The sequence below is a fragment of the Ochrobactrum sp. Q0168 genome, from assembly GCF_016427605.1.
In the GTDB taxonomy this organism is placed as follows: Bacteria; Pseudomonadota; Alphaproteobacteria; order Rhizobiales; family Rhizobiaceae; genus Brucella.
Window position 1 is genome coordinate 260916 of the sequence record NZ_JAELXQ010000004.1, and the last position, 26757, is coordinate 287672.

The following is a 26757-nucleotide window of genomic DNA, read 5'->3' on the forward strand; positions in this document are numbered from 1 at the left end:
GCTTACGAATAATGTACGCGCTTCTCGACGAAGCGGAACTGGAAAGCAGTCAGGGCGATGACGATGGCCATCAGGATGACCGACTGGGCGGACGACGAGCCGAGGTTCAGATTGACGAAGCCGTCATTATAAACCTTGTAGACCAGCGTTTCCGTGGCCTTGGCAGGACCGCCCCCTGTGACGGCGTGGATGATGCCGAACGTGTCGAAAAAGGCATAAGTCGTGTTGACCACCAGCAGGAAGAAAGAGGTTGGGGCCAGCAGCGGAAACACGATGGTCCAGAAGCGCCGCGCTCCGCGCGCGCCGTCGATGGCTGCCGCTTCGATCAACGACTTAGGAATTGCCTGCAAGCCTGCGACAAAAAACAGGAAATTGTAGGAAATCTGTTTCCATGCAGCGGCGAAAACAACGAGGCCCATGGCCTGATTGCCGTCGAGAAGCGGATCCCAAGCAACGCCATTGCGACGCAATATATAGGCAAGCGTGCCCATAGCCGGGTTGAACATGAACAGCCACAGCATACCGGCGACGGCAGGCGCCACCGCATAGGGCCAGATCAGCAATGTACGATAAAGGGTCTTGCCGCGTATGACGCGGTCAGCCGCAGTCGCCAGCAACAAGGCGGCACCCATGGCAAGAAGTGCGGTCAGGACGTTGAAGACAATCGTGACCCTAAAGGAATGCAGATAGTTCGGGTCCGAGAGAACCGCGCTGAAATTTGCCAGTCCCACGAAGGTGGATTTCAGGCCGAACGCGTCTTCACGCATGAAGGACTGATAGATGGCCTGACTGGCCGGCCAGAAGAAGAACACCAGCGTCAGCGCGATCTGCGGCGCCAGCAGCAAATAGGGTAAGATCTTGTTGGGGAACGTGACTTTCTGCACGGGCGATTTCCTTGCAGGAAACAAAGCCGCCCGCTCAATCATGAGCAGGCGGCATTGCTTGATTTAAAACTTATTGCGCGGCTGCAATCGCTTCGTTGCCGCGTTTGACGGCGTTTTCAAGCGCGGTCTTCGCGTCCTGCTTGCCGCCAAGCATGGCTTCGAACTCCTCGTTCAGGATGTCACGCACCTGCGGCAGGTTGACGAGGCGTACGCCCTTGGAGTTCTCGGTCGGAGCCTTGCCCATCATCTGAAGGATCGGCGTTTCGCGGCCCGGATTCTTTTCATAGAAATCCGACTTCTTGGTTTCTTCATAAGCAGCCAGCGTTACCGGCAGATAGCCGGACTTCTCGTGCAGCTTGACCTGAATTTTGGTCTGCGACAGGAAGTTGAAGAACTGCGCAATGCCCTTGTACTGGTCGTCGCTGAGACCAGCGAAAACCCATAGCGCCGCACCGCCGGGGATGGTGTTCTGTGGCCCATGACCTTCATAATAAGGCAACTGGCCGATGCCGTAATTGATGCCGGATTTGACCACATCGCCGAGACCGCCGGATGATTCCGTCAGCATGGCGCATTCGCCCGAGGTGAAGAGCTGCTTTGCTTCCGACGTGCGTCCGCCGTAGCGGAATGCGCCATCCTTGGCGAGATCGGCAATCGACTGGAAATGCTGGATGTAAAGCGGTGAATTGATTTCCAGCTTCACATCGGTGCCGCCGAGACCGTTTTCGTTGGTGCCATAGGGCACATTGTTCCAGGCTGCGAAGTTTTCGGTCTGAATCCAGGTCAGCCAGGTCGAGGTGAAGCCGCACGGGGCAGCACCGCTCGTCTTGATCTTCTTGGCGGCTTCAAACACTTCCGGCCAGGTTTTTGGCGGGTTGTTTTCATCCAGGCCTGCCTTCTTGAAGGCATCCTTGTTGTAATAGAGGATCGGCGATGAGGAATTATACGGGAAGGACAGCATGGTGCCGTCCGGCTTGGAGTAATAAGCCACGATACCCGGCAGATATTGCGACTTGTCGAACTTGAAGCCACCCTTTTCCAGCACTTCGGCGGCTGGAACCACGGCGCCTTCTGCACCCATCATCACGCCGCTGCCAGCGTCGAAAACCTGAAGGATTGCCGGCGGCTGCTTGGAACGGAACGCAGCGATGCCGGCGTTCAACGTTTCAGGGTAGCTGCCCTTATAGACCGGAACGATCTTGTAATCGCTCTGGCTTTCATTGAACTCCTTGGTGAGTTCGTTGATCATTTCGTTATTGGCGCCGGTCATGCCGTGCCACCAGGACAATTCGGTCTGGGCAGATGCCTGCGAACCGATGCAAAGAGCAAGAACGCCTGTGAGCGCGGAAGTCGAGATCAGACGGGTAAGCATGTTTCCTCCTCATGCTGATTGGCTGCATTCTGGCGTGGCCGATCCCGGCGTATCCGGTTTGCGCAACCCTGTTTTTATCTAGCGCTTATATGAATGCAATTTTTCGTGAAGGATCAACCTTCGATTTTCCCAATGCCAGAGTAAACCCGAAAATAGTAGCTCTAAAAAAGAAAAAAATCGAAAGCCTCGCGAAAAATTGTGAAGGGCTGTGGATTATCTACAGGCTTGATGCCGATGATAGAAGGAGGGCGGAACAGTAGCGGAGACCACCGCGGCTGACTTGAGTGAAAAAAGAAAGGAGGCGTAGAAGGCCTCCTTTATACGGTGTTGGGGTTTACAGGACTGTTCGGGACTTATGCGCCCCATGTGCGTTCAAGCACATTGATCCAGTTTCCATGAGCCAGTTTGACGATGGATGCATCGTCATAACCATGGGCGCGGAAGGTCTCGATCACGCGCGGAAGGTCGGCGACGCTGTGCAGTCTGTTAGAGATCGTCGTGCCGTCGAAGTCCGAACCCAGTGCAAGATGGTCGATGCCGATGCGATTGACGATATAGTCAGCATGGCGCACCAGTTCGTTCAGATCGGTATTTGGGTCGCGCCTGCCATCTTCGCGCAGAAAGCCGACGCCGAAATTCAGGCCGACAAGGCCGCCAGTGTCGCGAATGGCGTCAAGCTGCCGGTCTGTGAGATTGCGGCTCTGCTGGCAAAGCGTATGGGCGTTGGAATGCGATGCCACCAGCGGCGCATCGGACAGCGCTGCGATATCCCAGAACCCTTTTTCATTCATATGGGAAAGATCGATCATGATCTTCAATTCATTGCAGGTGCGGATGAGCGCTTTGCCGTGATCAGTCAGGCCCGGTCCGATATCCGGCGACGAAGGAAAGCGGAACGGGATGCCATGGGCAAAAATATTGGGGCGGCTCCAGACCGGGCCGAGTGTTCGGAGGCCCGCCGCATGCAGCACATAAAGCGCGTCGAGGCTTTCATCGAAAGCTTCCACCCCTTCAATATGAAAGACAGAAGCAAAGATGCCCTTGGCGAAAGCATCGCGAATGTCCGCAGCCGTCCGGCAGATGCGAACCTGTCCTTCCGACTTGCGCGCGATATTTTGCAGGATAGCCGCCATGCCCAGCGTCGCCTTCATGGCGTCCGGCTGGCTCGGCGTCGGCAGATTGCCGTCACTATCCAGCGCATGGGAGGGGGACGGAACATAGACCGCGCATAGTCCGCCGCCGAGACCGCCCCTGCGGGCGCGGGGCAGGTCGATATGTCCAACATCTTCGCCTTCGAGGAAGCGCTTTTCAGGCGCGGGCTTGTTGGAAGACCACAGGCGCAGCAGAACGTCATTGTGCCCATCGAATACCGGAATCAATTGTTCTGTCGCCATGTTGGGAGTTTTCCTTCACGCTGATCATTCAGTTCAAGGGCGTAGTGGACCCGCAGACGGCAAATTGCAAACGAGTTTTCTGCAACATGTGTCTCACACCGTACAGTGTGGCGGTCTTGCGTGGACAAGAGAATCCCATTTATCTGCGGTCGGCCATTATCCCATGGAATGCTGCCGCAATGTTTCTTGAGACAGTGAACATTCGGCATCCGGGATCGTGGAACAGCTCGGCGGCGGGGGAATTGCGCATGCATGGAGCGTTGAAATGCAAGAGCTGTCTGACGGAGATTTTATGCCAATGCATGCGGACTGGAACGCTGGCTCACAGGCTGCGAAGGTCTATTCGAGAAGCTGGGCGAAGGATGAGCCCGGCGGTGTGATTATCGGTTTTGATCTGGACGGGGTCAAATTCGCTTATGCGGGCGGCCTGGAAAGTCTCGCAACGGGAGTTCCCTTTACGGCCAATACGGTCGTGCGCTACGCATCCATCACCAAGCATTTGTTCTGCGCCATGGTTCTCAGCCATAGCGATGTCATAAGCCTCGATGATCGCCTCGGTGATCATCTGCCGGAGCTGCAAAGTCCACTGGCCGATGTGACTGTGGGCCGCGCGCTCGACATGACTGGCGGTTTGCCCGATGCGCGCGAATGCCTGACATTGCTTGGTCTTTCCGTCTACACCCAGACCGAAGCGAACCAGCTTCTCGATTTTCTCGCTTCGCTGACGCGGCTCAATTTTGAAGCGGGTAGCGAAATCTCCTATTCCAACACCGGCTATCGGCTTGTTGAAGCCGCGCTGGAGCGCAAGGGTTTGCGCTTCCGCGATTTCATACAGTCAGAAATCTCGGCGCCGCTTGGCCTTTCCATCGACGCGCCTGACCTCTGGAACGATCCTATCAAGGGACTGGCGCCGGGTTACTGGCATTCGGACGATAGATGGCAATTGAGCGCTGCTGGCTTGCATCTTTCCGCTTCGGGCTGTCTAGTCGGCAGTGGCATGGCCTTGACCATCTGGGCGCAGGCGCTTCTGGAGGGCGAGGGCGCCTACAAGGGATTGCTCGCAAAACTGTCTGCGGAACGCACCCTCTCGAACGGACGCCCGACGGGCTATGGTCTCGGCCTGCGCTGGAATGGGATCGACGGCAAGGCATTTGTCGGACACGGCGGTTCGCATCCCGGGTACAAGAGCTATTTTCTGCTCGATCCGGTTGCGAAAAGCGGCATGGTTGTTGTGTCCAACCGCGAGGACGCCGACACTTATAAGATTGCGCGCGACTGTATGGTCGCCCTCTATAGCTTGCAGCTGCCCGATACCGATTGCACGATCCCCGACGGATTGTACATCGCCGAGACCGGGCCGCTATGGCTGGAAATGCGCAACGGTGTCGCCAATTGCCTTGATGCTCAGGAAACGCTCTACAGCGTTGGCGATGGCTGGTTCTCGTCGCTTTCCGCGTCGTCGCCGGTCAAGCTGCGCTGGACGGGCGAGGTGCTAGAAGGTGAAATCGGCTATGCTCCTTGCCGCCTGAAACCGGCATCGGTGACGCCTGCCGGAAGAGAACTGGATGGCCACTGGCAGGCATCGGCCTATGGTGCCAGTTTCGACATCAGGGACGGGCATGTGATATGGGGCATCGGTCCCACACGCCGCGCCATACCGCTGGAAGACATGGGCAATGGGCGCGCGCTCTTCACGCTGCAAGACGGCCCGTGGGCGCGACGCGTCTGTCTGCACCAGCTCGACGAAAATCGTCTCGAACTGGTTTTGAGCCGCAGCCGCATGATGGAATATCGCCGCTGACAACGCGGTATTGTTATCGCAGACGCGGCGGAAGGGCGACCTTACCGCCGCGTCTTGCATTATGATAACCTCTTTCAATTGATTCAGGTGCGAACGGAGTACGAGATGCTGGAACGGATGATCGATCAGGGCGTGGGCCGCGCGCCTGCCGATATCGTGCTGAAGGGTGGCCGCTTCCTCGATCTGGTAACCGGCGAACTCGTGGAAAGCGATATTGCGATCTGTGGCGATCGCATTGTCGGCACGTTCGGAACCTATCAAGGCAAGCAGGAAATCGACATTACGGGACGCATTGTTGTTCCGGGCTTTATCGATACGCATCTGCATATCGAATCCTCGCATATCACACCGCATGAATTCGATCGCTGCGTGTTGCCACAAGGCGTGACGACGGTGATCTGCGACCCGCATGAAATCGCCAATGTTCTGGGCGCGGAAGGTATCAAATACTTCCTCGACAGCGCGCTGGAAACCGTGATGGACATTCGCGTTCAGCTGTCGAGCTGCGTGCCCGCCACCCATATGGAAACGGCAGGTGCGGAACTGCTGATCGGCGATCTTCTACCCTTCGCGGATCATCCAAAGGTGATCGGTCTGGCCGAGTTCATGAATTTCCCCGGTGTTCTGGCCAAGGACCCCGAATGCATGGCCAAGCTCAACGCATTTCAGGGGCGACACATCGACGGTCATGCACCGCTGCTGCGCGGCAAGGATCTGAACGGCTACATTTCCGTCGGCATTCGCACCGAACACGAGGCGACAAGCGCCGAAGAAGCGCTCGAAAAGATGCGCAAGGGCATGCATGTTCTGGTCCGAGAAGGCTCTGTCTCCAAAGACCTCAAGGCGCTGATGCCGATCATCACCGAGCGTCATGCTCAGTTTCTGGCGCTTTGCACTGACGACCGCAATCCGCTCGATATCGCCGATCAGGGTCATCTGGATTATCTGATCCGCACCGCCATTGCCGGTGGCGTGTCGCCTTTGGCCATCTATCGCGCGGCCAGTGTTTCTGCAGCCCGCGCTTTCGGCCTGTTCGATCGCGGGCTGGTGGCACCGGGACAGCGCGCCGATCTCGTGATCGTGGATAGTCTGGAAGGTTGTCACGCCGAGATTGTCCTCTCGGCAGGGCGAGTGGTTTCGGAAGACCTGTTTGCCCAGCGCAAGACAATCGCCGAAGTGGGGCGCAACAGCGTTAAGGCGCAGCGCGTCAGTGCGGCCAATTTTCGTTCGCATTCCAACAGCGGCAAGACGCGCGCCATCGGCATCATTCCCGGCAAGATCATCACCGAAAGCCTCGAATTCGAACTGAAAGTCGGGCCGAAGGGCGTTGAACCCGATCTGGAACAGGATGTTGTAAAAATCGCGGTGGTCGAGCGTCATGGCAAGAATGGGAATATTGCTACCGGTTTTGTGCATGGTTTTGGGTTGAAAGCAGGAGCCATTGCGTCGACGGTCAGCCATGACAGCCACAATATCTGTGTCGTTGGCACATCGGACGAAGATATTGCTGTCGCCGCCAACCGGCTTAGCGAGATCGAAGGCGGTTTCGTGGTGGTTCGCGATGGCAAGGTGCTGGCCGAGCTGCCTTTGCCCATCGCCGGGCTGATGAGCGACCAGCCCTATGAGGTGGTGCGCGAGGAATTGCGCAAGCTGCGCCATGCAGCCGAAGAGCTGGGCTCGGTTCTCGAAGAACCGTTCTTGCAACTGGCCTTTGTCGCGCTGCCGGTGATTCCACACCTGAAAATCACGGATCGCGGTCTGGTGGACGTGGACAAGTTCGAATTTGTCGGCAACTGAGCGCAAGCTCAGTATTGCTAGCGGGCGGTGAATCTGTTGGAAAAAATCCCAGAAAAGCAAAAATCCCGGACAAAGCCGGGATTTTGATGGTGCCTTGCTGGAAACTGGAGCGGGCGAAGGGATTCGAACCCTCGACCCCAACCTTGGCAAGGTTGTGCTCTACCCCTGAGCTACACCCGCTCGCGCCAGTTTCGACCTGAAGCGCTTCCGAAGGAAGTCGTTTCCGTCAGGCAGGCGGTATATGGACTAAGGCTTTTCGGAATGCAACAGGGAAATTACAATAAAATGTCGTTTTCCGGAGATTGTCCAAAGTTCCATTCGGATGGTTACAGCTATCGAGCGCTTGGTCTATAAGCCTCTACGGAACAATTTGAATATCGAATAGAAATGGGTGGAATCATGGCTTTGTCGCCGAAGGAGCTTCTCGATCATCTGCAAAATCTCGGTATCGAGGTGACGACCGTTGAACACCCGCCTATGTTCACGGTTGCGGATTCTCAAGGCTTGCGTGGCGAAATTCCCGGCGGCCACACCAAAAACCTGTTCCTGAAGGACAAGAAGGACAATTTCTTCCTCGTGACAGTAGAAGAAGATGCCGTGGTGGATCTGAAGTCGATCCATCAGGTGATCGGTGCGGCAAGCCGCGTTTCGTTCGGCAAACCGGAGAAGCTGCTGGAATATCTGGGCGTCATTCCGGGATCGGTGACCGTCTTCGGCGCAATCAATGACCGTGATCACAATGTTCAGGTCATTATCGATGCAGATCTGATGAAATATGATGTCATCAATGGGCACCCGCTGACCAATGAGGCGACCACCTCGATCCAGCGTGAAGACCTAATCACCTTCCTGAAATCGACCGGTCACGAACCGCGTATCCTCGCAGTATCAGAAGGTGCGAAGGCACACGCAACGGTATAGACTACGCGTCTTGAAATCCGCCCGAACAGATACAAATTGATTGGCACGAACTGAAAGATCGACACCGGCTGTGATGCGGGGTGCATGAACGAGCCGGAAGATATGAGGAATATTCCATGACCAGCCAGAACAATCCTTACGCCAATACGGGCGGCCAGATGATGGCAAATGTTTCTTTCGGTTCGGCACCAGCGCCAGCAGGCGGCTCGGAACTGATCAAGGATACGACGACAGCGGCATTCCAGACCGACGTTCTGGCAGAATCGCGCCAGCAGCCGGTTCTGGTCGATTTCTGGGCCCCTTGGTGCGGACCCTGCAAGCAGCTCACGCCGGTCATCGAAAAGGCCGTCAAGGAAGCAGGCGGCGCGGTCAAGCTGGTCAAGATGAACATTGACGATCATCCGTCCATTCCGGGCCAGCTCGGCATTCAGTCCATTCCGGCGGTTATCGCTTTCGTCAACGGTCAGCCGGTCGACGGTTTCATGGGCGCATTGCCGGAATCGAAGGTGAAGGAATTCATCGCCAAGATCGGCGGCCCGAGCGATCAGGAAAACGCGATTGCAGAGGCGGTTACTGCCGCACAGGAACTGCTTGAGTCCGGCGATTACGTGCAGGCTGGCGACATTTTCAATTCCATCCTTCAGGCTGCACCCGACAATGTCGATGCGATTGTCGGTCTGGCATCCTGCGTTCTGGAATCAGGCGATGCGGAACAGGCGCGCGAAATTCTTGCCACCGTTCCTGCCGACAAGCAGAATGCCGCATCAGTGCGCGCGCTTGAAGCCAAGCTGGCGCTTGCCGATCAGGTCAAGCTGATTGGTGATCCGGTTGAACTGGAAAAGCGACTTCAGGCCGATCCGCAGGATTATCAGGCGCGTTTCGATCTGGCGCAGGTGCGCAACGCGCAGGGCCGTCGCGAGGATGCCGCCAATGAATTGCTGACCATCATGAAGGCTGATCGCAGCTGGAACGAAGACGGTGCACGCATGCAGCTGCTGCAATTCTTCGAAGCATGGGGCAACACGGATCCGGCGACGCTTTCGGCGCGCCGGAAACTGTCTTCGCTGTTGTTCTCGTAAGCGAGGGGCGGGAAATCTGAGTGTCGGGATGCTGCGCGCCTCCCTTGCGCTGAGCATCCCAAAGGAGGTTGCAATGCAAGTGGGTAATGCCCGCTATAGAACGGGTTCCGACATACCGGATCTGGTTCCGGTATTTCCGTTGAAAGGTGCACTGCTTTTGCCCGGCGGCCAATTGCCGCTGAATATATTCGAGCCGCGTTATCTGGCGATGATTGAAAGCGCTCTCGCCGGCAAGCGCATCATCGGCATGATCCAGCCACAGATCGATGAGGAAGACGACGACGAGATCATCAACGAATTGGATGAAAGCCTGCGTCCGCCGCTGAGCAGCGTCGGCTGCCTTGGCCGTATCACGACCTATGCGGAGACCGGTGATGGTCGATTGCTGATCACGCTTCAGGGCATTTGCCGTTTCCGCGTCAAGGAAGAGGTCAATTGCCGCCAACCCTATCGCCAATGCCGCATCATGCCGTTTTTGGCCGATCTGGAAGAGGCGCGCGATACCGCAGACATTGACCGCGAAGCGCTGCTTCGCGCCTTCCGCGACTATCTGGAAGCGCATAATCTTGAAGCCGACTGGGAAAGCATTTCGCGCGCCGGAAACGAAACGCTCGTCAATGCGCTATCGATCATGTCGCCCTTTGGCCCTGCGGAAAAACAGGCGCTGCTGGAAGCGCCCGACCTCAAGACGCGCGCCGCGACGCTGATCGCCATTACGGAAATGGTGCTGGCGAAAGTGAAAGACGATGATTACGGATCGCGCCTGCAATGATCCGGAGGATATGAGATGGTGAATGAAACGACCGATACCGGCAGCATCGATGTGCGCCTTCTTGAGCTGCTGGTCTGCCCGCTGACGAAGGGGCCGCTGGAATATGACGCGGAGCATAGCGAACTGATTTCGCGCAAGGCAAAGCTTGCCTATCCGGTGCGTGGCGGCATTCCGATCATGCTGCCATCCGAAGCGCGGACGCTCACGGACTGACCCCCACCGTTGGTTATTTAATTTCTGCACAAGCCTTGATCTTTTTCATAAGTTTCATGCCTGCTGATTGTTGCCTGCCAGGCAACAGGGCTCTATAACCCTCCCGGAACTTTGAAAAACAATTTCGGAAGACGCCTGGTTTTTCGTAATTGTGCATTGAAAAACAGAGGCTTGGCATTATGGCAACCAGAAAACTTCTTCTCCTGCCCGGCGATGGCATCGGTCCCGAGGCCATGGCGGAAGTCCGCAAGATCATCGCTTTCCTCAATTCGGACCTCAAGCTCGGCTTTGAAACCGAGGAAGGTCTGGTTGGCGGCTGCGCTTATGACGCGCATGGTCAGGCGATTTCGGATGCCGATATGGAGAAGGCGCTGGCCGCCGATGCCACGCTGTTCGGCGCTGTTGGCGGCCCGAAGTGGGATAGCGTGCCTTATGAAGTGCGCCCCGAAGCCGGTCTCCTGCGTCTGCGCAAGGACATGCAGCTTTATGCAAACTTGCGTCCGGCCATTTGCTACCCGGCGCTCGCACATTCCTCTTCGCTGAAGCCGGAAGTGATCGAAGGCCTCGATATTCTGATTCTGCGTGAATTGACCGGCGGCGTTTACTTCGGCGAGCCGAAGGAAATCATCGATCTCGGCAATGGCCAGAAGCGCGGCATCGATACGCAGGTCTACGACACCTACGAAATCGAACGCATCGCCGACGTGGCTTTCGAGCTGGCGCGCACGCGCCGCAACAAGGTCACCTCGATGGAAAAGCGCAATGTGATGAAGTCGGGCGTGCTCTGGAATCAGGTCGTCACCGCGCGTCACAAGGAAAAGCATTCCGACGTGGAACTGGAACACATGCTGGCCGATGCTGGCGGCATGCAGCTCGTCCGCTGGCCGAAGCAGTTCGACGTCATCGTGACCGATAACCTGTTCGGTGACATGCTGTCCGATGTCGCTGCCATGCTGACCGGTTCGCTCGGCATGCTGCCATCGGCTTCGCTCGGTGCGGTCGACGCCAAGACCGGAAAGCGCAAGGCGCTTTACGAGCCGGTTCACGGCTCTGCACCGGATATCGCTGGCAAAGGCATTGCAAACCCGATCGCCATGATCGCGTCGCTTGCCATGTGCCTGCGCTATTCGTTCAATCTGGTTGCCGAAGCTGACCGTCTGGAAGCTGCGATTGCTGGTGTTCTCGACGATGGCATCCGCACAGCGGACATCTGGTCGGAAGGCACGACCAAGGTCGGTACCACCGAAATGGGCGATGCGATCCTCGCCAAGTTCAAGGCGCTCTCGGCTTGATCACCCGCTGAAAAATTGCAAATTGGGAAAGCCCGCTGGATCGTCCCAGCGGGCTTTTCTTTTGGAAAATAGATGCCCGATTTGAGGCTGTAATTTCCGGATAGATGGATAAGAATGCGTGTCATGTTGTTCACGCTCCCAAACCAAGACAAACTTTACGACGCGCTGTTGGCCCGTGATGCCTCATATGAGGGCAGGGCCTATGTCGGTGTCGTCTCGACCGGCATTTTCTGCCGCCTGACGTGCCCTGCGCGGAAACCGCGCCGGGAAAACTGCCGCTTTTTCGCTACGGTAGCCGAATGCATGGCGGATGGCTTTCGCGCCTGCAAAAGATGCCATCCATTGCAGCCCGCAGCAGAAGCAGAGCCTTCCATCAAGAGATTGCTCGACGCTCTGGAAGCCGATCCCGAACGACGCTGGAGCGAAGACGATGTCGTGCGGATGGGGCTTGATCTCTCCACGGTGCGGCGCAGTTTCCGGCGACATTTCGGCATGACATTTCTGGAAATGGCGCGGCAGGAGCGTTTGCGCCATGGTTTTCAGGCATTGGCTGACGGAGGCCGGGTCATCGACGCGCAGATTGATGCGGGCTTTGAATCGCCGGAAGCGTTTCGCAGCGCCTTTGCCCGTATTCTAGGTCTTCCTCCCGGAAAACTGCGCGGTGACGGTCTGTTGCGCGCCGACTGGATCAAGTCGCCACTCGGAACGATGATCGCCATTTGCGATGCGAAGAACCTGCATCTGCTGGAATTTGCAGACCGCAAGGCGCTTTCGACAGAGTTGAAGAAACTTTATGCCACCTGCCGCGGCGATATCGGCATTGGTCGCTTCGGCACGCATGATCTGGTCGAGCGACAGCTGAACGCCTTCTTTGAGGGGCGGTCGCCGACTTTCGATTTGCCGATGGTGTTACATGGCAGCGCATTTACGCAGGCCGTGTGGCGTGGGCTCCAGACAATTGGGGCAGGGGAAACGCGCAGCTATAGCGAGCTTGCGCAGGCTATCGACAAGCCGCTCGCCGTCCGGGCTGTTGCGCGGGCCAATGGTGCCAACCAGATTGCCATTATCATCCCGTGTCATCGGGTGATCGGTGCCGACGGGTCGCTGACCGGCTACGGCGGCGGTCTCTGGCGCAAGCAGAAACTGATCGAAATCGAAGCGCAATATCGCTGAAATTCTGCGTGCAGACGCTAGAGCGGTTCCGGTTAAAACGGAATCGTGGAACCGCTCTATCTATTTGTTATTACGCATTATCCGACGCATCGAAGCGGGATTAGAAATCAGTCCAGTGGACTGATATCCCCGCGTAGGCGCTACGCACTTTTGCTGGAAATGCTCTAAAACGCCGCCCCTAAAGGGCGGCGTTTCGCATTGTCGTTGATACAGGATTAGTCGAGCTTGTGCAGATCGACGCCCTTGGTTTCCTTCACGAAGATCATGCCGATCACGAAGGTGATGGAGGCGATGACGATCGGATACCAGAGGCCATAGTAGATGTCGCCCTTGGCCGCGCTGAGTGCGAACACGCCAGCCGGAAGCAGACCGCCGAACCAGCCGTTGCCGATATGATAAGGCAGCGACATGCCGGTGTAACGAATGCGGGTCGGGAACATTTCAACCAGGATCGCAGCGATTGGGCCGTAAACCATCGTCACATAGATGACGAGGATGGTCAGGATCGCAATCGTCATGACCCAGTTCACCTTGGCAGGGTCGGCCACCATCTTGAATGCGCCTGCATTCGGAATGGTGTAGACAGCCTGATCGGTGCTGACGCCGAGACCTTCGGCCTCCGTCTGGGTCAAAAGCTTCTGCTTGACCAGATCGGCGGCAGAAACCATCGCTTTGTCGCCAGCGCGGACAGCATCGGCATTGAGCTGAAGTTCCGGATTGGCGGCAAGGAATCCATCAAGCTTGCTGTCCGGCACTTTCGCAGCATCGCGAACCAGCGGGAAGCCTGCCTTCTGAAGAGCGAGGTTCACGCCGTGGGCAAGTTCAGCCTGCTTGGCCGCTGCACCCGCTCCCGCCTGAACAGCGTCGAAGGATGTGATCGTTGCATCGCCGATGGTAACGGTTGCAGGCGTGCCAGCCGCAGCGGTCTGCACGACTTCATAAGGCACCGAACTTTTTGCGAGGAAGCTGGTCGCGACATCGCAGGAGCTGGTGAACTTGGACGTGCCCGTGGCGTTGAACTGGAAGTTACAGTCGCCAGGCGCTGCAGTAACAGTAGCCTTGATGGTCTGTTCGGCCTGAGCGAGTGCCGGATTAGCGGCATTGGTCAGGGCCTTGAACAGCGGGAAGTAGGTCACCGCAGCCAGAAGCAGGCCGGCCATGATGATTGGCTTGCGCCCGATCTTGTCCGACAGCCAGCCCCAGAAAACGAAGAAGCCGGTGCCGATCAGAAGGGCAATGGCCACCATGATATTGGCCGACTGGTTTTCCACCTTCAGAACGTTCTGCAGGAAGAACAGCGCATAGAACTGGCCGCAATACCACACCACGGCCTGACCGGCAGTGAGGCCGAACAGCGCGATAAGCGCGATCTTGGCATTTTTCCACTGACCGAAAGCTTCGGAAAGCGGCGCCTTTGAGGTCTTGCCTTCTTCCTTCATGCGCTTGAACGCAGGCGACTCGCTCATCTGCATGCGGATCCAGACGGAAATGCCGAGCAGAAGGATCGAGACGAGGAAAGGAATACGCCAGCCCCAGGCCGCAAACGCTTCCTTGCTCATGACCGTCTGGATGCCGAGGATCACCAGCAGCGACAGGAACAGGCCGAGCGTTGCAGTGGTCTGAATCCACGAGGTGAAGAAGCCGCGACGATTGTTCGGCGCGTGTTCTGCCACATATGTCGCTGCACCCCCATATTCGCCGCCGAGCGCGAGACCCTGCAGCATACGCAGCGCGATCAGGACAATTGGAGCCAGAATGCCGAGTGTGGACGAGCCGGGCAGAAGGCCGACCAGAAAGGTCGATGCGCCCATGATGACGATGGTGACGAGGAAGGTGTATTTGCGTCCGACGAGATCGCCCAGGCGACCAAAGACGAGCGCTCCGAACGGACGCACCAGAAAGCCTGCCGCAAAGGCCAGCAAGACGAAGATATTGCGCGTTGCTTCGGGATATTCGTTGAAAAACGCCGCGCCGATAAAGGAAGCGAGCGTTCCGTAAAGATAAAAGTCGTACCATTCAAAAACGGTACCAAGCGACGATGCAAAGATGACTTTGCGTTCTTCGCCCGTCATTTTCTGCGTGCCGACGTCGGCACTTGACGAGACTGCCATAAATCTGTCCTCCCAAACAGAGCCCCTGATGGGCAATACAAGACCGCGCTTCATTTGCCATACAAATGCAAGCCGGTCCGACGCGCCGACTTGTCTCCCAACAAGAGGGCGCTCTCCTCACGATTTTATGATGAACCTAAAAAGGAGATTCGGGCAGTAGTCTTTAGTATGAGACAAAAAGGACAGCTTGACGCCGGACGTGGTTACTTGCGACGCAAAAAAATTCAGGGCGGCGGCGGCGGAGAATTGACTCCATTCATAAAGCGCGTAAAAGCAATCCCGAACGAAGGAGAACTCGCGTGGATCGCGTTAACGTAGCGTCAGTTTCGTATGGGACTGCCGGCATTTTTGCCGGGGCAGCGCGCATGCCTTCGATTACCAAAAAACTCACGGCCATCACTAAAACGACCACGAAAACGGTCTGATCCCTTGGCCTGCTCGCCCTCTCCCCGGGTCTGGCCCGGGGACGGATAACCCGCGTGGCCTGCGGGGTTCCGGATCTGGAAGCGGAGAGGGACAGGAGACGAAAAATGGGTTTCAAGGTAGCAGTTGTCGGCGCCACCGGAAATGTCGGGCGCGAAATGCTCAATATTCTCGAAGAACGTGGTTTTCCAGCCGATGAAGTTGTGGCGCTTGCATCGCGCCGCAGCCAGGGCACGGAAGTATCCTACGGCGACAAGACGCTGAAAGTTCGCGCGCTCGACACTTACGATTTTTCCGATACGGACATTTGCCTGATGTCTGCCGGCGGCACGATTTCGAAGGAATGGTCGCCGAAGATCGGCAAGCAGGGCTGCGTCGTCATCGATAACTCGTCGGCATGGCGTTATGACATGGATGTGCCGCTGATCGTACCGGAAGTAAACCCGGATGCCATCGAGGGCTTCACCAAGAAGAACATCATTGCCAACCCGAACTGCTCGACCGCGCAGCTCGTTGTGGCTTTGAAGCCGCTGCATGACGCCGCCAAGATCAAGCGCGTCGTCGTTGCGACTTACCAGTCGGTTTCCGGCGCGGGCAAGGAAGGCATGGATGAACTGTTCGAACAGTCGCGGGCTGTTTTCGTGGCTGATCCCGTCACGGCGAAGAAGTTCACCAAGCGCATCGCGTTCAACGTGATCCCGCATATCGATGTCTTCATGGAAGACGGCTACACCAAGGAAGAATGGAAGATGGTGGCCGAAACCAAAAAGATGCTCGATCCGAAGATCAAGCTGACGGCGACCGCAGTGCGCGTTCCGGTCTTCATCGGTCATTCGGAAGCTGTGAATATCGAATTCGAAAACCCGCTTTCGCCGGAAGAAGCCCGCGAAATCCTGCGCGAAGCGCCGGGTTGCCAGGTTATCGACAAGCGCGAAGACGGCGGCTACATCACGCCATATGAATCCGCTGGCGAAGACGCGACCTATATCAGCCGTATCCGTGAAGACATCACGGTCGAAAACGGTCTGGCCATGTGGATCGTTTCTGACAATCTGCGCAAGGGTGCAGCGCTCAACACGATCCAGATTGCCGAACTGCTGGTCGCTCGCGGCCTGATCAAGCCGAAGGCACTGGCTGCCTGATAGAAATTGTCCTTTTAAGAAATGCGAAAGCGCCGGGAAACCGGCGCTTTCGCATTTTCTGTGTGGGTAGAATGCGGGCGAACACTCTGCCTTTTTGGACGCTGTGCTCACTCAGAGAACAACGATTGAATTTATATTCTTTGTAGTAATTTTCCATTATTTCAGAAACAACAGATCGTAATAAATATGGATGGCCTGCTGTATTTATTTATGTCAATATAGTTAAATTAAATATTTACGCGGCAGGTATTCATGCCCAATTATTTGTACGACTATCTACTGAGTCCCCACTTCAATGATGATTGCCTTTTCCTGAAAGGGTTGGACAGCAAGTCCATCACCTATCGTGAGTTTTTCAAACTGGCGAGTTCTCAGGCCCATGCGCTCACCCAGAAGGGTTTGAAGCCAGGAGACCGGCTTATTGTGCAGGCTGACAAAAGCTTTGAAGCGCTGGGGCTTTATGCTGCCTGCATCATGACGGGCATTGTGCTTGTCCCTCTGAACACGGCTTATACGCTTACCGAGCTGGTCTATTACATCGACGATGGAGACGTTCGCGGGATCGTTTGCAGTTCCGCGACGGCGTCTTCAATGCAGGATGCGATCCGAAAGCCCAATCTGGCGATCTTTACGCTCGATGCGGATGGGAGCGGCACTCTCATGGAAGAGGCGAGGCGGCAACCAAGACAGTTCTCGGTTGCGGATCGTATGCCCAATGACGTGGCTGCTATACTCTATACATCCGGCACGACCGGCCGTTCGAAAGGGGCAATGCTCACCCATGCCAATCTGCTGTCGAACGCGCAGGCATTGAAGCAGTTGTGGCACTTTACGAGCGACGATGTCTTGCTGCATGCTTTGCCTTTATCCCACATACATGGGCTGTTTATCGCCTGCAACGTCATGCTGCTGGCTGGCGGTGCGATGCTGTTCCTGCCGAAGTTCGATCTGGACCAGGTGTTCGAAATGCTGCCTGAAGCCACATCGATGATGGGCGTGCCAACGTTCTATGATCGTCTACTCAACGATGACCGGCTGACGCGTGATGCAGTTGCGGGCATGCGACTATTCATATCGGGTTCGGCGCCATTGCGTTCGGAGACGTTCGATGCGTTTGAAAAACGTACAGGTCACCGAATTCTCGAACGTTACGGTATGACCGAAACGAACATAACGGCATCCAATCCATACAATGGAGAGCGCCGTGCCGGAACCGTGGGTCTGCCGCTGCCGGGTGTGGAACTGATAATCACCGACCCCGAAACGGGCGAACCTTTGTCGAAGGGCGAGGCCGGAATGATCGAGGTGCGCGGTCCCGGTGTCTTCGCAGGTTATTGGCGGATGCCTGAGAAGACCGAAGCGGAGTTGCGGAAGAATGGCTTCTTCATCACGGGCGATATCGGAAAGCTGGATGCCAATGGTTACGTACATATTGTCGGCAGAGCCAAGGACTTGATTATCTCGGGCGGGCTAAACGTCTACCCAAAAGAAATAGAACTGCTTCTCGATGCGCAGCCCGGCGTTGTCGAAAGCGCCGTTGTGGGCGTTCCCCATTCGGATTTCGGCGAAGCCGTGCTTGGAATTATCGTTGCTCAGCCGGGCGTCGCTCCTGATCTGGAACTGATTGCCCAAACAGTTTCAGCGTCCCTTGCCAATTTCAAGAGGCCCAAGAAACTGGTGTTGCTGGAAGAACTGCCCAGAAACGCTATGGGCAAGGTCCAGAAATCCTTGCTTCGGGTGAGGTTCAAATCCACATTTTCGCAATGACCTCTACCGCCCCACGCTCTCGGCAAGATTGCCGCGAATGTCGAGCAGGCGAGAGCGCAATTCATTGAGTTCATCGACTGGCCGGTCGAGCGCACAGAAAATCTGATCCGGTACAGATTCCGCCGCTTCCCGTAACTTAAGGCCTTCGTCGGTGAGTGTAATGCGCACTTGCCGTTCGTCTTGTGGATCGCGGCGGCGCGTGATGCGGCCTGCCGTTTCAAGCCGTTTCAGGAGCGGTGTCAGTGTCCCTGAATCGAGATTGAGCTTTGCACCGATTTCGGAAACCGTCTGGTCGTCCTTTTCCCACAGCACCAGCATCGCCAGAAACTGCGGATAGGTCAGGTCCAGTTTGCTCAGAATCGGCTGGTATGCGCGCGTCAGCGCATTTGCGGTCGAATAGATCGCAAAGCAGAACATGTTTGATAGTTTGAGAAAAGAGTCCTGTGTCATGCACCAATTCCTTCGAGCGCCGTTCCCGTGCATAGCTTTCATACCATAAATTATACGCAATTGCATTGCGCATCATTTAATTGTGAAAAATGATTTTGCAAAATTAGATTGCGCGCAATTTAATATCCGATAGCTTGTCTTCGGAGACAAGTTATCACCGAAGGAGAAATCGAATGGCTATTCTCTATACCACTCAGTCCACAGCAACCGGCGGACGTACCGGCAACGCCAGAACCGCAGACGGCCGCTTGAGTGTCGTGCTCGACACGCCGAAGGAGCTTGGCGGTCAGGGCGGAGAGGGTACCAATCCCGAGCAACTTTTTGCGTCCGGCTATGCTGCATGCTTTCTTGGCGCATTGAAATTTGTTGCTTCAAAGGAAAAGGTCGCCATTGCTGCCGACAGCACGGTCACAGCAACTGTTGGCATCGGCCCGCGCGAAGACGGCACCGGTTTCGGTCTCGATGTTGCGCTTGAAGTGTCGCTTCCGGGTGTCGAAAAGGCAAAAGCGGAAGAGCTGGTGCAGGCCGCTCACATCGTTTGCCCATATTCGCATGCCACGCGCGGCAATATCGACGTCCGCCTGAGCGTTGCTTGACACCAAACAAAAAGGTGCCCGACAAGGGCGCCTTTTTCAATTGATATGCGCTGGGTACTATTCTGCCTGGGCTTCGATTGCTTCCATGTCGTCATCCGACAGGCCAAAGTGATGGCCAATCTCATGGATAAGCACATGGGTGATGATATCGCCCAGCGTCTCCTGATTTTCAGACCAGTAATCCAAAATAGCGCGACGATAGAGCGTGATGCGGTTCGGACCATCGCCGGTCTGCAGGCTGAAACGTTCGCCAATGCCGCGACCTTCAAAAAGTCCGAGCAGGTCGAACGGCGTATCCAGCCCCATATCTTCGATGATCTGGTCGTCGGGAAAATCGGCGATCTGTATGATGATATCGCCGCACAACGCACGAAACTCCTGCGGCAGATGCGCAAGAGCTTCAATCGCGATGGATTCAACTTCGTCCAGCGAGGGCGAGAAACGTCCCGCCCAGTCGCCGCTTTGATCTTCTCGGGCCATTCCAGCCAATCGTGTCCTATTCAATGGCTCAGGCCACCGGGCTTGGAGACCGCGTAAAATGTATTCTGTGTCATCAGGCCCAGGGACGCAGTTCGGCGCGCTTGGCTTCGAACGTGTCGATGCTCTTTGCCTTTTCCATGGTCAGGCCGATATCGTCCAGACCGTTGAGCAGGCAGTGGCGCTTGAAGTCGTCGAGGTCGAAGGAAATCGTGCCGCCGTCCGGGCCATGGATTTCCTTTGCTTCGAGATCGACAGTGAGGGTTGCATTAGCGCCGCGCGAAGCGTCGTCCATCAGCTTGTCGAGATCTTCCTGGCTGACCTTGATCGGCAGAATGCCGTTCTTGAAGCAGTTATTATAGAAGATGTCGGCGAAGGAGGTCGAAATCACGCAACGGATGCCAAAATCGAGCAGAGCCCAAGGAGCATGCTCGCGCGAGGAGCCGCAGCCGAAATTATCGCCAGCCACCAGAATCTGGGCGTTGCGATAGCCGGGCTTGTTCAGAACGAAATCAGCGTTTTCGGAACCGTCTTCATTGAAGCGCATTTCCGCAAACAAACCCTTGCTCAGGCCCGTGCGCTTGATCGTCTTCAGGTAATCCTTCGGAATGATCATATCCGTGTCGATGTTGACGATCGGCAGGGGAGCGGCGACGCCGGTGAGCTTGGTGAACTTATCCATGTCCTGAACCTGTCGGTTGGGTATTAGCTATAGTGCGAACTGGTTTACATCAGCATTGCCGAGAGTCAACGTTTTCAGGCCCAAACTGCCCAATAGGTCGCAACCTCCGGCGGATTTATCGAACCATCCAGACAGTTTTAAGGGGGTTCGGATGGTTCGACTATTGATTGATGCGCATAATCCTGTCGGAAAAGCGCGTCAACCTTTCTGAATCATGCGCTGCAAATGCCGCATCCGCAATTATTGGACGTTCAACACCACGCCGCCACTCTCGCTGCCGGTCAGGCGGCGGGATTTTCCGTCGCCGCCGACAACAATCGTAAAGCGTCTGCGTCGCATCGACAGGTTCGGGGAAACGGCGACATCGATCGCCGGGTCGAACTGCAATGTGATCCGCCACAGGTCGGGCTTGATGGTTTCCTCGACGCCGATGATACGCGCGTCGAAGGGCGTGGTGTGAAACATGCCGGAGGTGCGCTGGCCGACACGATAGGGTGCAGTGTCGTCCTGAGCGGCAACCGGCGCGGCATCCGCCTTGCTGCCGGTGGCGGCAAGTGTGTTCCAGTCGCGCGTGCCCGACTGGCGGGCCACGAGATCGAGCGCCTTGCCGTGGCTGATGGTGATACCTTCCTCGCTCAAAGCTTGCCGCAAGCGGCGAGCCTGATGCTTGAAGTCAATAGTGGTGTGCCCAGCGGTCATAGCTGTGGTCATTGTTTTCGCTCCTGATTGTGAGCGGCGTTTTCATGAACGGGTGCCCGCATTGCCGTTTCTGCCGTCACGGGACAGGAACGTTTACTACGAATGCTTTACCGTGGCTTGAAACCTGCGGGCGGCTGGCGCATTCAACCGAAGGCTGGAAAATAGGAGGGCAGGGCCCGGATTTCAAGCCCCTGCTTTGGAGGGGTGTTTAACCGGCGTCGGAGGCTTGCACCGTAGCGCGGTTCCGTGCACAAATCGGCTATGAAAACAATCGCTCGCCCCCGTCGCTCCGTTCTGTTTGTCCCCGCTGCCAATGCACGCGCGCTGGAGAAATCGCTGACGCTTGCCGCAGATTGCGTGATTTACGATCTGGAAGATTCCGTCGCACCAGAGGCAAAGCAATCGGCGCGCGAGGCATTGGCCGCGCATTTTGCCACGCATCCGAAAGCGGCCTTTGAGCGGATCATTCGCGTTAATTCCGGCGAGACACCATGGGGCGAGGATGATGTTGCGGCTGCCGCCGACATGGGTGCCGACGCCGTTCTTCTGCCAAAAGTGGAGCGCCCGCAGGACATTATCGATGCAGCCAACCGGCTTGACCGCAAGGATGCCGACCCAACTGTCGGCGTTTGGGCTATGATCGAAACCCCGCGCGGCATCCTGAATGCCGACGAGATTGCCATGCTCGGCCATCGCTCGGCAGTACGGCTCGCCTGTTTCGTGGTCGGCCCGAACGATATTGCGCGCGAAACCGGCGTTCGTCTGCAGCCCGGGCGGCCTTATCTGGTGCCGTGGCTGATGCAGATCATTCTCGCGGCGCGTGCTGGCGGTTTTACCGTTCTTGACGGCGTCTTTAACGATTTTCGCGATTCTGTCGGCTTCGAGGCTGAATGTCTGCAGGGGGCAGCGATGGGCTTTGATGGCAAGACGTTGATTCATCCGCACCAGATTGAAGCGGCCAACCGCGCCTTCTCGCCAACGGATGAGGAAGTGGCGCATGCGCGAGCCGTCGTGCAACTGTTTGCGCAGCCGGAAAATGCGGATAAGGGCGTTGTGTCGCTCGATGGCCAGATGATCGAACGCCTGCATCTGGAAATGGCCGAAAAACTGCTCGCGAAAGCATTTCCAGCAAAGGCCTGAAACGGTTTTGCGTTTGGAAATGCGTGATACCAAAGAACTCAAGCGGGTCTAAAAATTTAACAAAGGAAGACTGACCATGAAGCTCTATCGTTTCATCACCGGACCGGATGATTCCGCATTTTGTCATCGCGTTACGGCGGCGCTCAATAAGGGTTGGCAGCTCTATGGCTCGCCGACTTATGCTTTCAACGCGGCAACAGGCGTGATGCAGTGCGGCCAGCCGGTCGTGAAGGAAGTCGACGGCGTTGACTACACGCCGGATATCAAGCTCGGCGAATACTGATGGCTGTCCGCCGCATCGTTGCCAATATCGCCACGGATGACCCGGCTGCGGCCAAGCGGTTCTATGGCGAGGTTCTGGGCCTCGATGTGGTGATGGATCACGGCTGGATTGTTACCTATGCAGCCGACGCGCAGGCGCGCGTGCAAGTCGCGTTCGCGACCGAAGGCGGATCGGGGACCCCGGTGCCAGATCTCTCCATCGAGGTGGACGATGTGGACGCCACGCTAGAGCGTTGCGTTACAGCCGGGTTTGCCATCGCATATGGTCCAGCTGACGAGGAATGGGGCGTTCGCCGATTCTTTGTCCGCGATCCCTATGGACGGCTGGTCAATATTCTCAGTCATTAGTGATAAAAAAGGCCGGTTTCCCGGCCCTTTTCTTTAGTTCAATCCGCGCTTTTCAATCATCGCATCCGGCGTCGGCATCTTGCCGCGGAATGCCTTGTACAGATCTTCCGGGTCGCGGCTGCCGCCCGCAGCATAAATATGCTGCTTCAGCTTGGCAGCGAGTTCCGGGTTGAAAGCGTCGCCGGTTTCTTCAAAGGCCGAAAACGCATCCGCATCCAGCACTTCCGACCACATGTAGGAATAGTAACCGGCGGAGTAGCCGTCGCCGGAGAACACATGCGTGAAATGCGGCGTGCGGTGGCGCATGATGATCGCGTCAGGCATGGACAGCTTTTCGAGCGTCTTTGCCTCGAAGGAAAGCGGATCGGCGATCTTTTCGTTGCCGGTATGGAACGCCATGTCGACCAGAGCAGACGCGGTAAATTCGACCGTGTTGAACCCGGCATTGAACGAACGCGCCGCCAGAATCTTGTCGAGTAGCGCCTTGGGCATCGCTTCGCCGGTGCGGTAATGCACGGCATATTTTTCCAGAACGGCAGGCACGGTCAGCCAATGTTCATAAAGCTGCGACGGCAGTTCCACGAAGTCGCGCGATACGGCAGTGCCGGAAACGGCAGGCCACGTCACATCCGACAAAAGGCCGTGCAGCGCATGGCCAAACTCGTGGAACAGCGTACGGGCATCATCAAGCGATAGCAAAGCAGGCTCGCCGGCCTTGGGCTTGGCGAAATTCATCACATTGTAGATGATTGGCTTCTGGCCGCCGTCGAGCTTGTGGCTGGATTGCAGCGCGCTCATCCACGCGCCTGAACGTTTCGATGTTCGGGCAAAATAATCGCCGAGGAACAGGCCGCGTTCGCTGCCATCCGGATTGAAAACCTGAAACACGCGCACGTCGGGATGCCAGGCGGCAATGCCCTTCTTTTCTTCAAAGCGAATGCCGAAGAGGCGGGTGGCGACATCGAAACTCGCTTCGATGATCTTTTCCAGTTGCAGGTAAGGCTTCAGCTCGGCCTCATCGAAGGCAAAGCGTTCAGCGCGCAGCTTCTCTGCGTAGAAACGCCAGTCCCACGGCGCGACCTTGTGATTGCCACCATCGGCAGCAATCAGGCGTTCAAGTTCAGCCTGTTCTTCCGCAGCCTTGGCGCGCGCCTTGTCCCACACCGGTTCCAACAGGTCCATGACCGCCTTTGGCGTCTTGGCCATGGTGTCGTCCAGCTTGTAGGCTGCAAAATTGGCATAGCCGAGCAGATGGGCCTTGCGCTCGCGCAGCTCGACCATCTCGCGCACGATTTCGCCATTATCAGACTCATTGCCATTCTCGCCGCGCTTGGCCCAGGCGTTGAAGGCCTGCTCGCGCAAGGCGCGATTTTCCGAAAAGGTGAGGAAGGGTTCGACGATGGAACGCGACAGCGTAACCGCATGAGCATCTGGCTTGCCGCGTTCGCTCGCGGCGCTCTGCATGGCGTTTTTCAGAAAATCCGGCAGCCCGGCCAGATCAGCTTCATCGGTAATGAACAGCGCCCAGCTCGACTCGTCTTTCAGCACGTTCTGGCCGAAGCGTGCGCCGAGGCCGGCAAGCTTTTCGTTGATGCCAGCGAGTTCAGCCTTGCCTGCTTCATCGAGTTTCGCGCCGGACCGGACAAAACCCTTCCAGGTCTTTTCCAGCACGCGTTTGGTTTCCGTGTCGAGATCGAGCAGATCGCGATTGTCATAAAGCGCGTCGATACGGGCGAAGAGGGCAGGGTCCATCATGATGCGCGAATAATGACGCGACATTTTCGGCGCGATTTCCCGCTCCAGCGCTTGAATCGCGTCGTTGCTATGGGCGCCTGCCCGCATCCAGAAAATGGCTGACACATGGTCCAGCGCCTTTCCTGTCAGCTGCAAGGCTTTCAACGTGTTTTCGATGGTCGCTTCGCCGGTCGCGTTGGCGATGGCTTCCACTTCGGCGAGATCGGCGGCGAGCGCAACATCGAAAGCGGGCGCGAAATCGTCGTCCTCGAATGCGGTGAAATCCGGCAGGCCCAGCGGTCCGTTCCAGTCTGTGAGCGCGTGATTATAGGTGGGCTTGTCGGACATCATGTAACTCCGGATCAAATGAATTCGATCATCCAGACTTAGGATGTGAATGCCGGGTGAGCAAGGGTGTTCGACCGGCTTTTACGGCTCAGATGCCAGACGACTGCGTTGGACACCTTGCCCGCAAAAACCTCTTCAGATTGCCGCGTGGGGCTTGACTTTAGGGGCGACCAAGCGCACATCACGCTGGCTGTCCGAAATCTCTTTGCGGCAGCAATCTTCAACCGGAGTTTTATTCTCTTATGCCCAGCGACAGTCACAGTCGATTGTGTCAGCCGTCAAGGTAGCCGTGTACTGATCGCTTGAGGTCAGCTTGCACGATCTGCCTTTGACGGCGGATCGACGGAAAGGCAAGCTTAATGACCGACACCAACTTCTCTCCGGAAGTGCTCGATGTCGCCGACCTCCCGGCGGCTGCAATTGCTGCGCGTATCGCCGATATGCATACGGGCGATGCCGTTGAGCTATTGAACGAGCTCGAAGATGATGACGCAATCTCCGTCTTCGGACAGCTCACCCATGAAGATGCCATCCGCCTGCTCGACCAGCCGGAGCTGCATCGTACTGCCGAAATCGTAGCGGCGCTTGCGCCGGGGCTTGCGAGCCTCCTTCTGGACGGCATGTCAGCCGACCGCTCGACGGACGTGTTTCAGGAACTCGACGAGAGCGACCGTGCGCGTCTGTTCCCTATTCTGGCCCCGGAAACCAAGGCCAATCTGAAAAAACTCATGGGCTACCCGCCGAATACGGCAGGTTCCCTCATGACGACCGAATTCATCGCCGTTCCATCGAACTGGAATGTGGCCGAGACACTCGATCACATTCGCAAGGTCGAACGCACACGCGAAACCGTCTATGCGATCTATGTGGTCGATCCGAAGACACGCGCTCTGGAAGGCGTGGTCAGCCTTCGCCGCCTGATTATCCGTCAGCCGGAAGAGCCAATTCTGTCGATTGTCCGCGATGAAGAGCCGATCACCATTTCGCCGCTCACCAGCCGCGAAGATGTCGCGCGTCTGTTCCGCAAGCACGACCTTCTGGCCGTGCCTGTCGTGGATGAAAGCCGCCATATCATCGGCATTGTGACGGTGGACGACGTGCTTGACGCTATTACCGAAGACGCCAGCGAAGACGCCTATCGTTTCGGTGGTATGGAGGCGCTGGACAAGCCCTATATGCGCATCGGCTTTGGTGAAATGCTGAAAAAACGCGCTGGCTGGCTGGGCGTTCTGTTTCTGGGCGAGATGCTGACGGCAAGCGCCATGCAGCATTTCGAAATGGAACTGGAAAAAGCGCTCGTTCTGACGCTGTTCATTCCGCTCATCATGTCGTCGGGCGGCAATTCCGGTTCGCAGGCAACGTCGCTGATCATCCGTGCGCTCGCTTTGCAGGAAGTGAAACTCAAGGACTGGTGGCGTGTCGCGCTCCGCGAACTGCCCACAGGTCTTGCGCTTGGCAGTTTCCTCGGCCTGATCGGCATTGTCCGCATTGCCGTGTGGCAGATGATCGGCATCTATGACTACGGCGAGCACTGGATGCTGGTCGCTCTAACCGTCGGCATGGCGCTCGTCTGTATCGTGATGTTCGGTTCGCTGACCGGCTCCATGCTGCCCTTTGTGCTGAAACGGCTGGGCTTTGATCCTGCCAGTGCATCTGCGCCATTCGTGGCGACATTGGTCGATGTGACCGGTCTGGTCATTTATTTCAGCGTCGCCATTGTCATTCTTTCCGGCACTTTGTTGTAACGCCCAGCGCCAACATGGTGCTGATACTGACAAAAAACTGACAGAATGACGGTGTAAAAACGCCGCTAAACAACGGTTTTTCGCGAGAAATAAGGGGCAGTGTCGCGCTGCCCCT

25 protein-coding genes and 1 tRNA gene are annotated in these 26757 nt (G+C 56.7%); 16 read left to right on the forward strand and 10 right to left on the reverse strand.

The features are described from left to right. Positions 1 to 2 precede the first annotated feature (2 nt). Together ugpA and ugpB are read right to left on the reverse strand one after the other, a co-directional pair. Entirely contained in the window at positions 3 to 884 is an 882-nt protein-coding gene (ugpA, locus tag JAU75_RS10885) for a sn-glycerol-3-phosphate ABC transporter permease UgpA (RefSeq protein WP_199056543.1), read from the reverse strand. A gap of 70 nt (positions 885 to 954) precedes the next feature. Continuing rightward, positions 955 to 2256, reverse strand: coding sequence for a sn-glycerol-3-phosphate ABC transporter substrate-binding protein UgpB (ugpB, locus tag JAU75_RS10890; protein ID WP_199056544.1), 1302 nt, complete (start codon positions 2254 to 2256; stop codon positions 955 to 957). An 11-nt stretch (positions 2257 to 2267) separates the two neighbouring features. On the opposite strand from ugpB, the gene JAU75_RS10895 reads away from it, so the two are divergent. After that, complete coding sequence (locus tag JAU75_RS10895) at positions 2268 to 2516, forward strand: hypothetical protein (RefSeq protein ID WP_199056545.1); 249 nt, start codon at positions 2268 to 2270, stop codon at positions 2514 to 2516. 93 nt (positions 2517 to 2609) lie between these two features. Here JAU75_RS10895 and JAU75_RS10900 read toward each other — a convergent pair whose 3' ends face one another. Beyond that, the gene (locus JAU75_RS10900; RefSeq protein ID WP_199056546.1) at positions 2610 to 3650 is read right to left on the reverse strand and encodes a dipeptidase; all 1041 of its coding nucleotides are present in this window, start codon (positions 3648 to 3650) and stop codon (positions 2610 to 2612) included. Positions 3651 to 3942: 292 nt separating this feature from the next. On the opposite strand from JAU75_RS10900, the gene JAU75_RS10905 reads away from it, so the two are divergent. Further along, positions 3943 to 5451: a serine hydrolase domain-containing protein gene (locus tag JAU75_RS10905; RefSeq protein WP_199056547.1), complete on the forward strand. Its 1509-nt coding sequence runs from the start codon at positions 3943 to 3945 to the stop codon at positions 5449 to 5451. Between the two features lie 105 nt (positions 5452 to 5556). After that, a complete protein-coding gene (gene ade, locus JAU75_RS10910) occupies positions 5557 to 7248 on the forward strand; it encodes an adenine deaminase (protein WP_247880451.1) in 1692 nt (563 codons plus the stop codon). 105 nt (positions 7249 to 7353) lie between these two features. Here ade and JAU75_RS10915 read toward each other — a convergent pair. Beyond that, positions 7354 to 7428, reverse strand: a tRNA-Gly gene (locus JAU75_RS10915). Positions 7429 to 7647: 219 nt separating this feature from the next. Here JAU75_RS10915 and JAU75_RS10920 point away from each other — a divergent pair. From JAU75_RS10920 to JAU75_RS10945, 6 genes are all read left to right on the forward strand, one after another. Then, a complete protein-coding gene (locus JAU75_RS10920) occupies positions 7648 to 8169 on the forward strand; it encodes a prolyl-tRNA synthetase associated domain-containing protein (protein WP_199056548.1) in 522 nt (173 codons plus the stop codon). A 116-nt stretch (positions 8170 to 8285) separates the two neighbouring features. Next, entirely contained in the window at positions 8286 to 9248 is a 963-nt protein-coding gene (trxA, locus tag JAU75_RS10925) for a thioredoxin (protein WP_199056549.1), read from the forward strand. Between the two features lie 73 nt (positions 9249 to 9321). Beyond that, positions 9322 to 10020: an LON peptidase substrate-binding domain-containing protein gene (locus tag JAU75_RS10930; protein WP_199056550.1), complete on the forward strand. Its 699-nt coding sequence runs from the start codon at positions 9322 to 9324 to the stop codon at positions 10018 to 10020. Positions 10021 to 10035: 15 nt separating this feature from the next. Next, a complete protein-coding gene (locus JAU75_RS10935; RefSeq protein WP_210339264.1) occupies positions 10036 to 10233 on the forward strand; it encodes a Trm112 family protein in 198 nt (65 codons plus the stop codon). Between the two features lie 179 nt (positions 10234 to 10412). Beyond that, positions 10413 to 11525, forward strand: coding sequence for a 3-isopropylmalate dehydrogenase (gene leuB / locus JAU75_RS10940; protein WP_199056551.1), 1113 nt, complete (start codon positions 10413 to 10415; stop codon positions 11523 to 11525). A gap of 123 nt (positions 11526 to 11648) precedes the next feature. Next, positions 11649 to 12698: a trifunctional transcriptional activator/DNA repair protein Ada/methylated-DNA--[protein]-cysteine S-methyltransferase gene (locus tag JAU75_RS10945; protein WP_199056552.1), complete on the forward strand. Its 1050-nt coding sequence runs from the start codon at positions 11649 to 11651 to the stop codon at positions 12696 to 12698. A gap of 215 nt (positions 12699 to 12913) precedes the next feature. Here the strand turns inward: JAU75_RS10945 and JAU75_RS10950 are convergent, their stop codons facing one another. Then, positions 12914 to 14809 (reverse strand): MFS transporter, encoded by a 1896-nt coding sequence (locus tag JAU75_RS10950; protein ID WP_199056553.1) that lies wholly within the window; start codon positions 14807 to 14809, stop codon positions 12914 to 12916. A gap of 530 nt (positions 14810 to 15339) precedes the next feature. Here JAU75_RS10950 and JAU75_RS10955 point away from each other — a divergent pair. Further along, the gene (locus JAU75_RS10955) at positions 15340 to 16374 is read left to right on the forward strand and encodes an aspartate-semialdehyde dehydrogenase (protein WP_199056554.1); all 1035 of its coding nucleotides are present in this window, start codon (positions 15340 to 15342) and stop codon (positions 16372 to 16374) included. Positions 16375 to 16626: 252 nt separating this feature from the next. Next, complete coding sequence (locus tag JAU75_RS10960; protein ID WP_199056555.1) at positions 16627 to 18141, forward strand: malonyl-CoA synthase; 1515 nt, start codon at positions 16627 to 16629, stop codon at positions 18139 to 18141. A 3-nt stretch (positions 18142 to 18144) separates the two neighbouring features. Here JAU75_RS10960 and JAU75_RS10965 read toward each other — a convergent pair whose 3' ends face one another. After that, positions 18145 to 18591 (reverse strand): MarR family transcriptional regulator, encoded by a 447-nt coding sequence (locus tag JAU75_RS10965; protein WP_199056556.1) that lies wholly within the window; start codon positions 18589 to 18591, stop codon positions 18145 to 18147. A gap of 173 nt (positions 18592 to 18764) precedes the next feature. Between JAU75_RS10965 and JAU75_RS10970 the strand changes: the two genes are divergently transcribed. After that, positions 18765 to 19187: an organic hydroperoxide resistance protein gene (locus JAU75_RS10970; RefSeq protein ID WP_199056557.1), complete on the forward strand. Its 423-nt coding sequence runs from the start codon at positions 18765 to 18767 to the stop codon at positions 19185 to 19187. A gap of 57 nt (positions 19188 to 19244) precedes the next feature. On the opposite strand, the gene JAU75_RS10975 is transcribed toward JAU75_RS10970, so the two are convergent. The 3 genes from JAU75_RS10975 to JAU75_RS10985 form a co-directional block, all read right to left on the reverse strand. Then, on the reverse strand, positions 19245 to 19667 hold the full coding sequence (locus JAU75_RS10975) for a metallopeptidase family protein (protein WP_199056558.1): 423 nt from the start codon (positions 19665 to 19667) through the stop codon (positions 19245 to 19247). A 73-nt stretch (positions 19668 to 19740) separates the two neighbouring features. Continuing rightward, positions 19741 to 20346: a 3-isopropylmalate dehydratase small subunit gene (gene leuD, locus JAU75_RS10980; RefSeq protein ID WP_199056559.1), complete on the reverse strand. Its 606-nt coding sequence runs from the start codon at positions 20344 to 20346 to the stop codon at positions 19741 to 19743. 240 nt (positions 20347 to 20586) lie between these two features. Next, positions 20587 to 21057 (reverse strand): glyoxalase superfamily protein, encoded by a 471-nt coding sequence (locus JAU75_RS10985; RefSeq protein WP_199056560.1) that lies wholly within the window; start codon positions 21055 to 21057, stop codon positions 20587 to 20589. Positions 21058 to 21306: 249 nt separating this feature from the next. On the opposite strand from JAU75_RS10985, the gene JAU75_RS10990 reads away from it, so the two are divergent. The 3 genes from JAU75_RS10990 (at position 21307) to JAU75_RS11000 (ending at position 22815) form a co-directional block, all read left to right on the forward strand. Next, on the forward strand, positions 21307 to 22185 hold the full coding sequence (locus JAU75_RS10990; RefSeq protein WP_199056561.1) for a CoA ester lyase: 879 nt from the start codon (positions 21307 to 21309) through the stop codon (positions 22183 to 22185). A gap of 76 nt (positions 22186 to 22261) precedes the next feature. Beyond that, positions 22262 to 22468 (forward strand): DUF1737 domain-containing protein, encoded by a 207-nt coding sequence (locus tag JAU75_RS10995; protein WP_078336905.1) that lies wholly within the window; start codon positions 22262 to 22264, stop codon positions 22466 to 22468. Next, the gene (locus tag JAU75_RS11000; protein WP_199056562.1) at positions 22468 to 22815 is read left to right on the forward strand and encodes a VOC family protein; all 348 of its coding nucleotides are present in this window, start codon (positions 22468 to 22470) and stop codon (positions 22813 to 22815) included. Before JAU75_RS10995 ends, JAU75_RS11000 begins: the two co-directional genes overlap by 1 nt. A gap of 33 nt (positions 22816 to 22848) precedes the next feature. On the opposite strand, the gene JAU75_RS11005 is transcribed toward JAU75_RS11000, so the two are convergent. Next, the gene (locus JAU75_RS11005; protein ID WP_199056563.1) at positions 22849 to 24897 is read right to left on the reverse strand and encodes a M3 family metallopeptidase; all 2049 of its coding nucleotides are present in this window, start codon (positions 24895 to 24897) and stop codon (positions 22849 to 22851) included. A gap of 359 nt (positions 24898 to 25256) precedes the next feature. Between JAU75_RS11005 and mgtE the strand changes: the two genes are divergently transcribed. Further along, on the forward strand, positions 25257 to 26642 hold the full coding sequence (gene mgtE / locus JAU75_RS11010) for a magnesium transporter (RefSeq protein ID WP_199056564.1): 1386 nt from the start codon (positions 25257 to 25259) through the stop codon (positions 26640 to 26642). Positions 26643 to 26757: the final 115 nt, after the last annotated feature.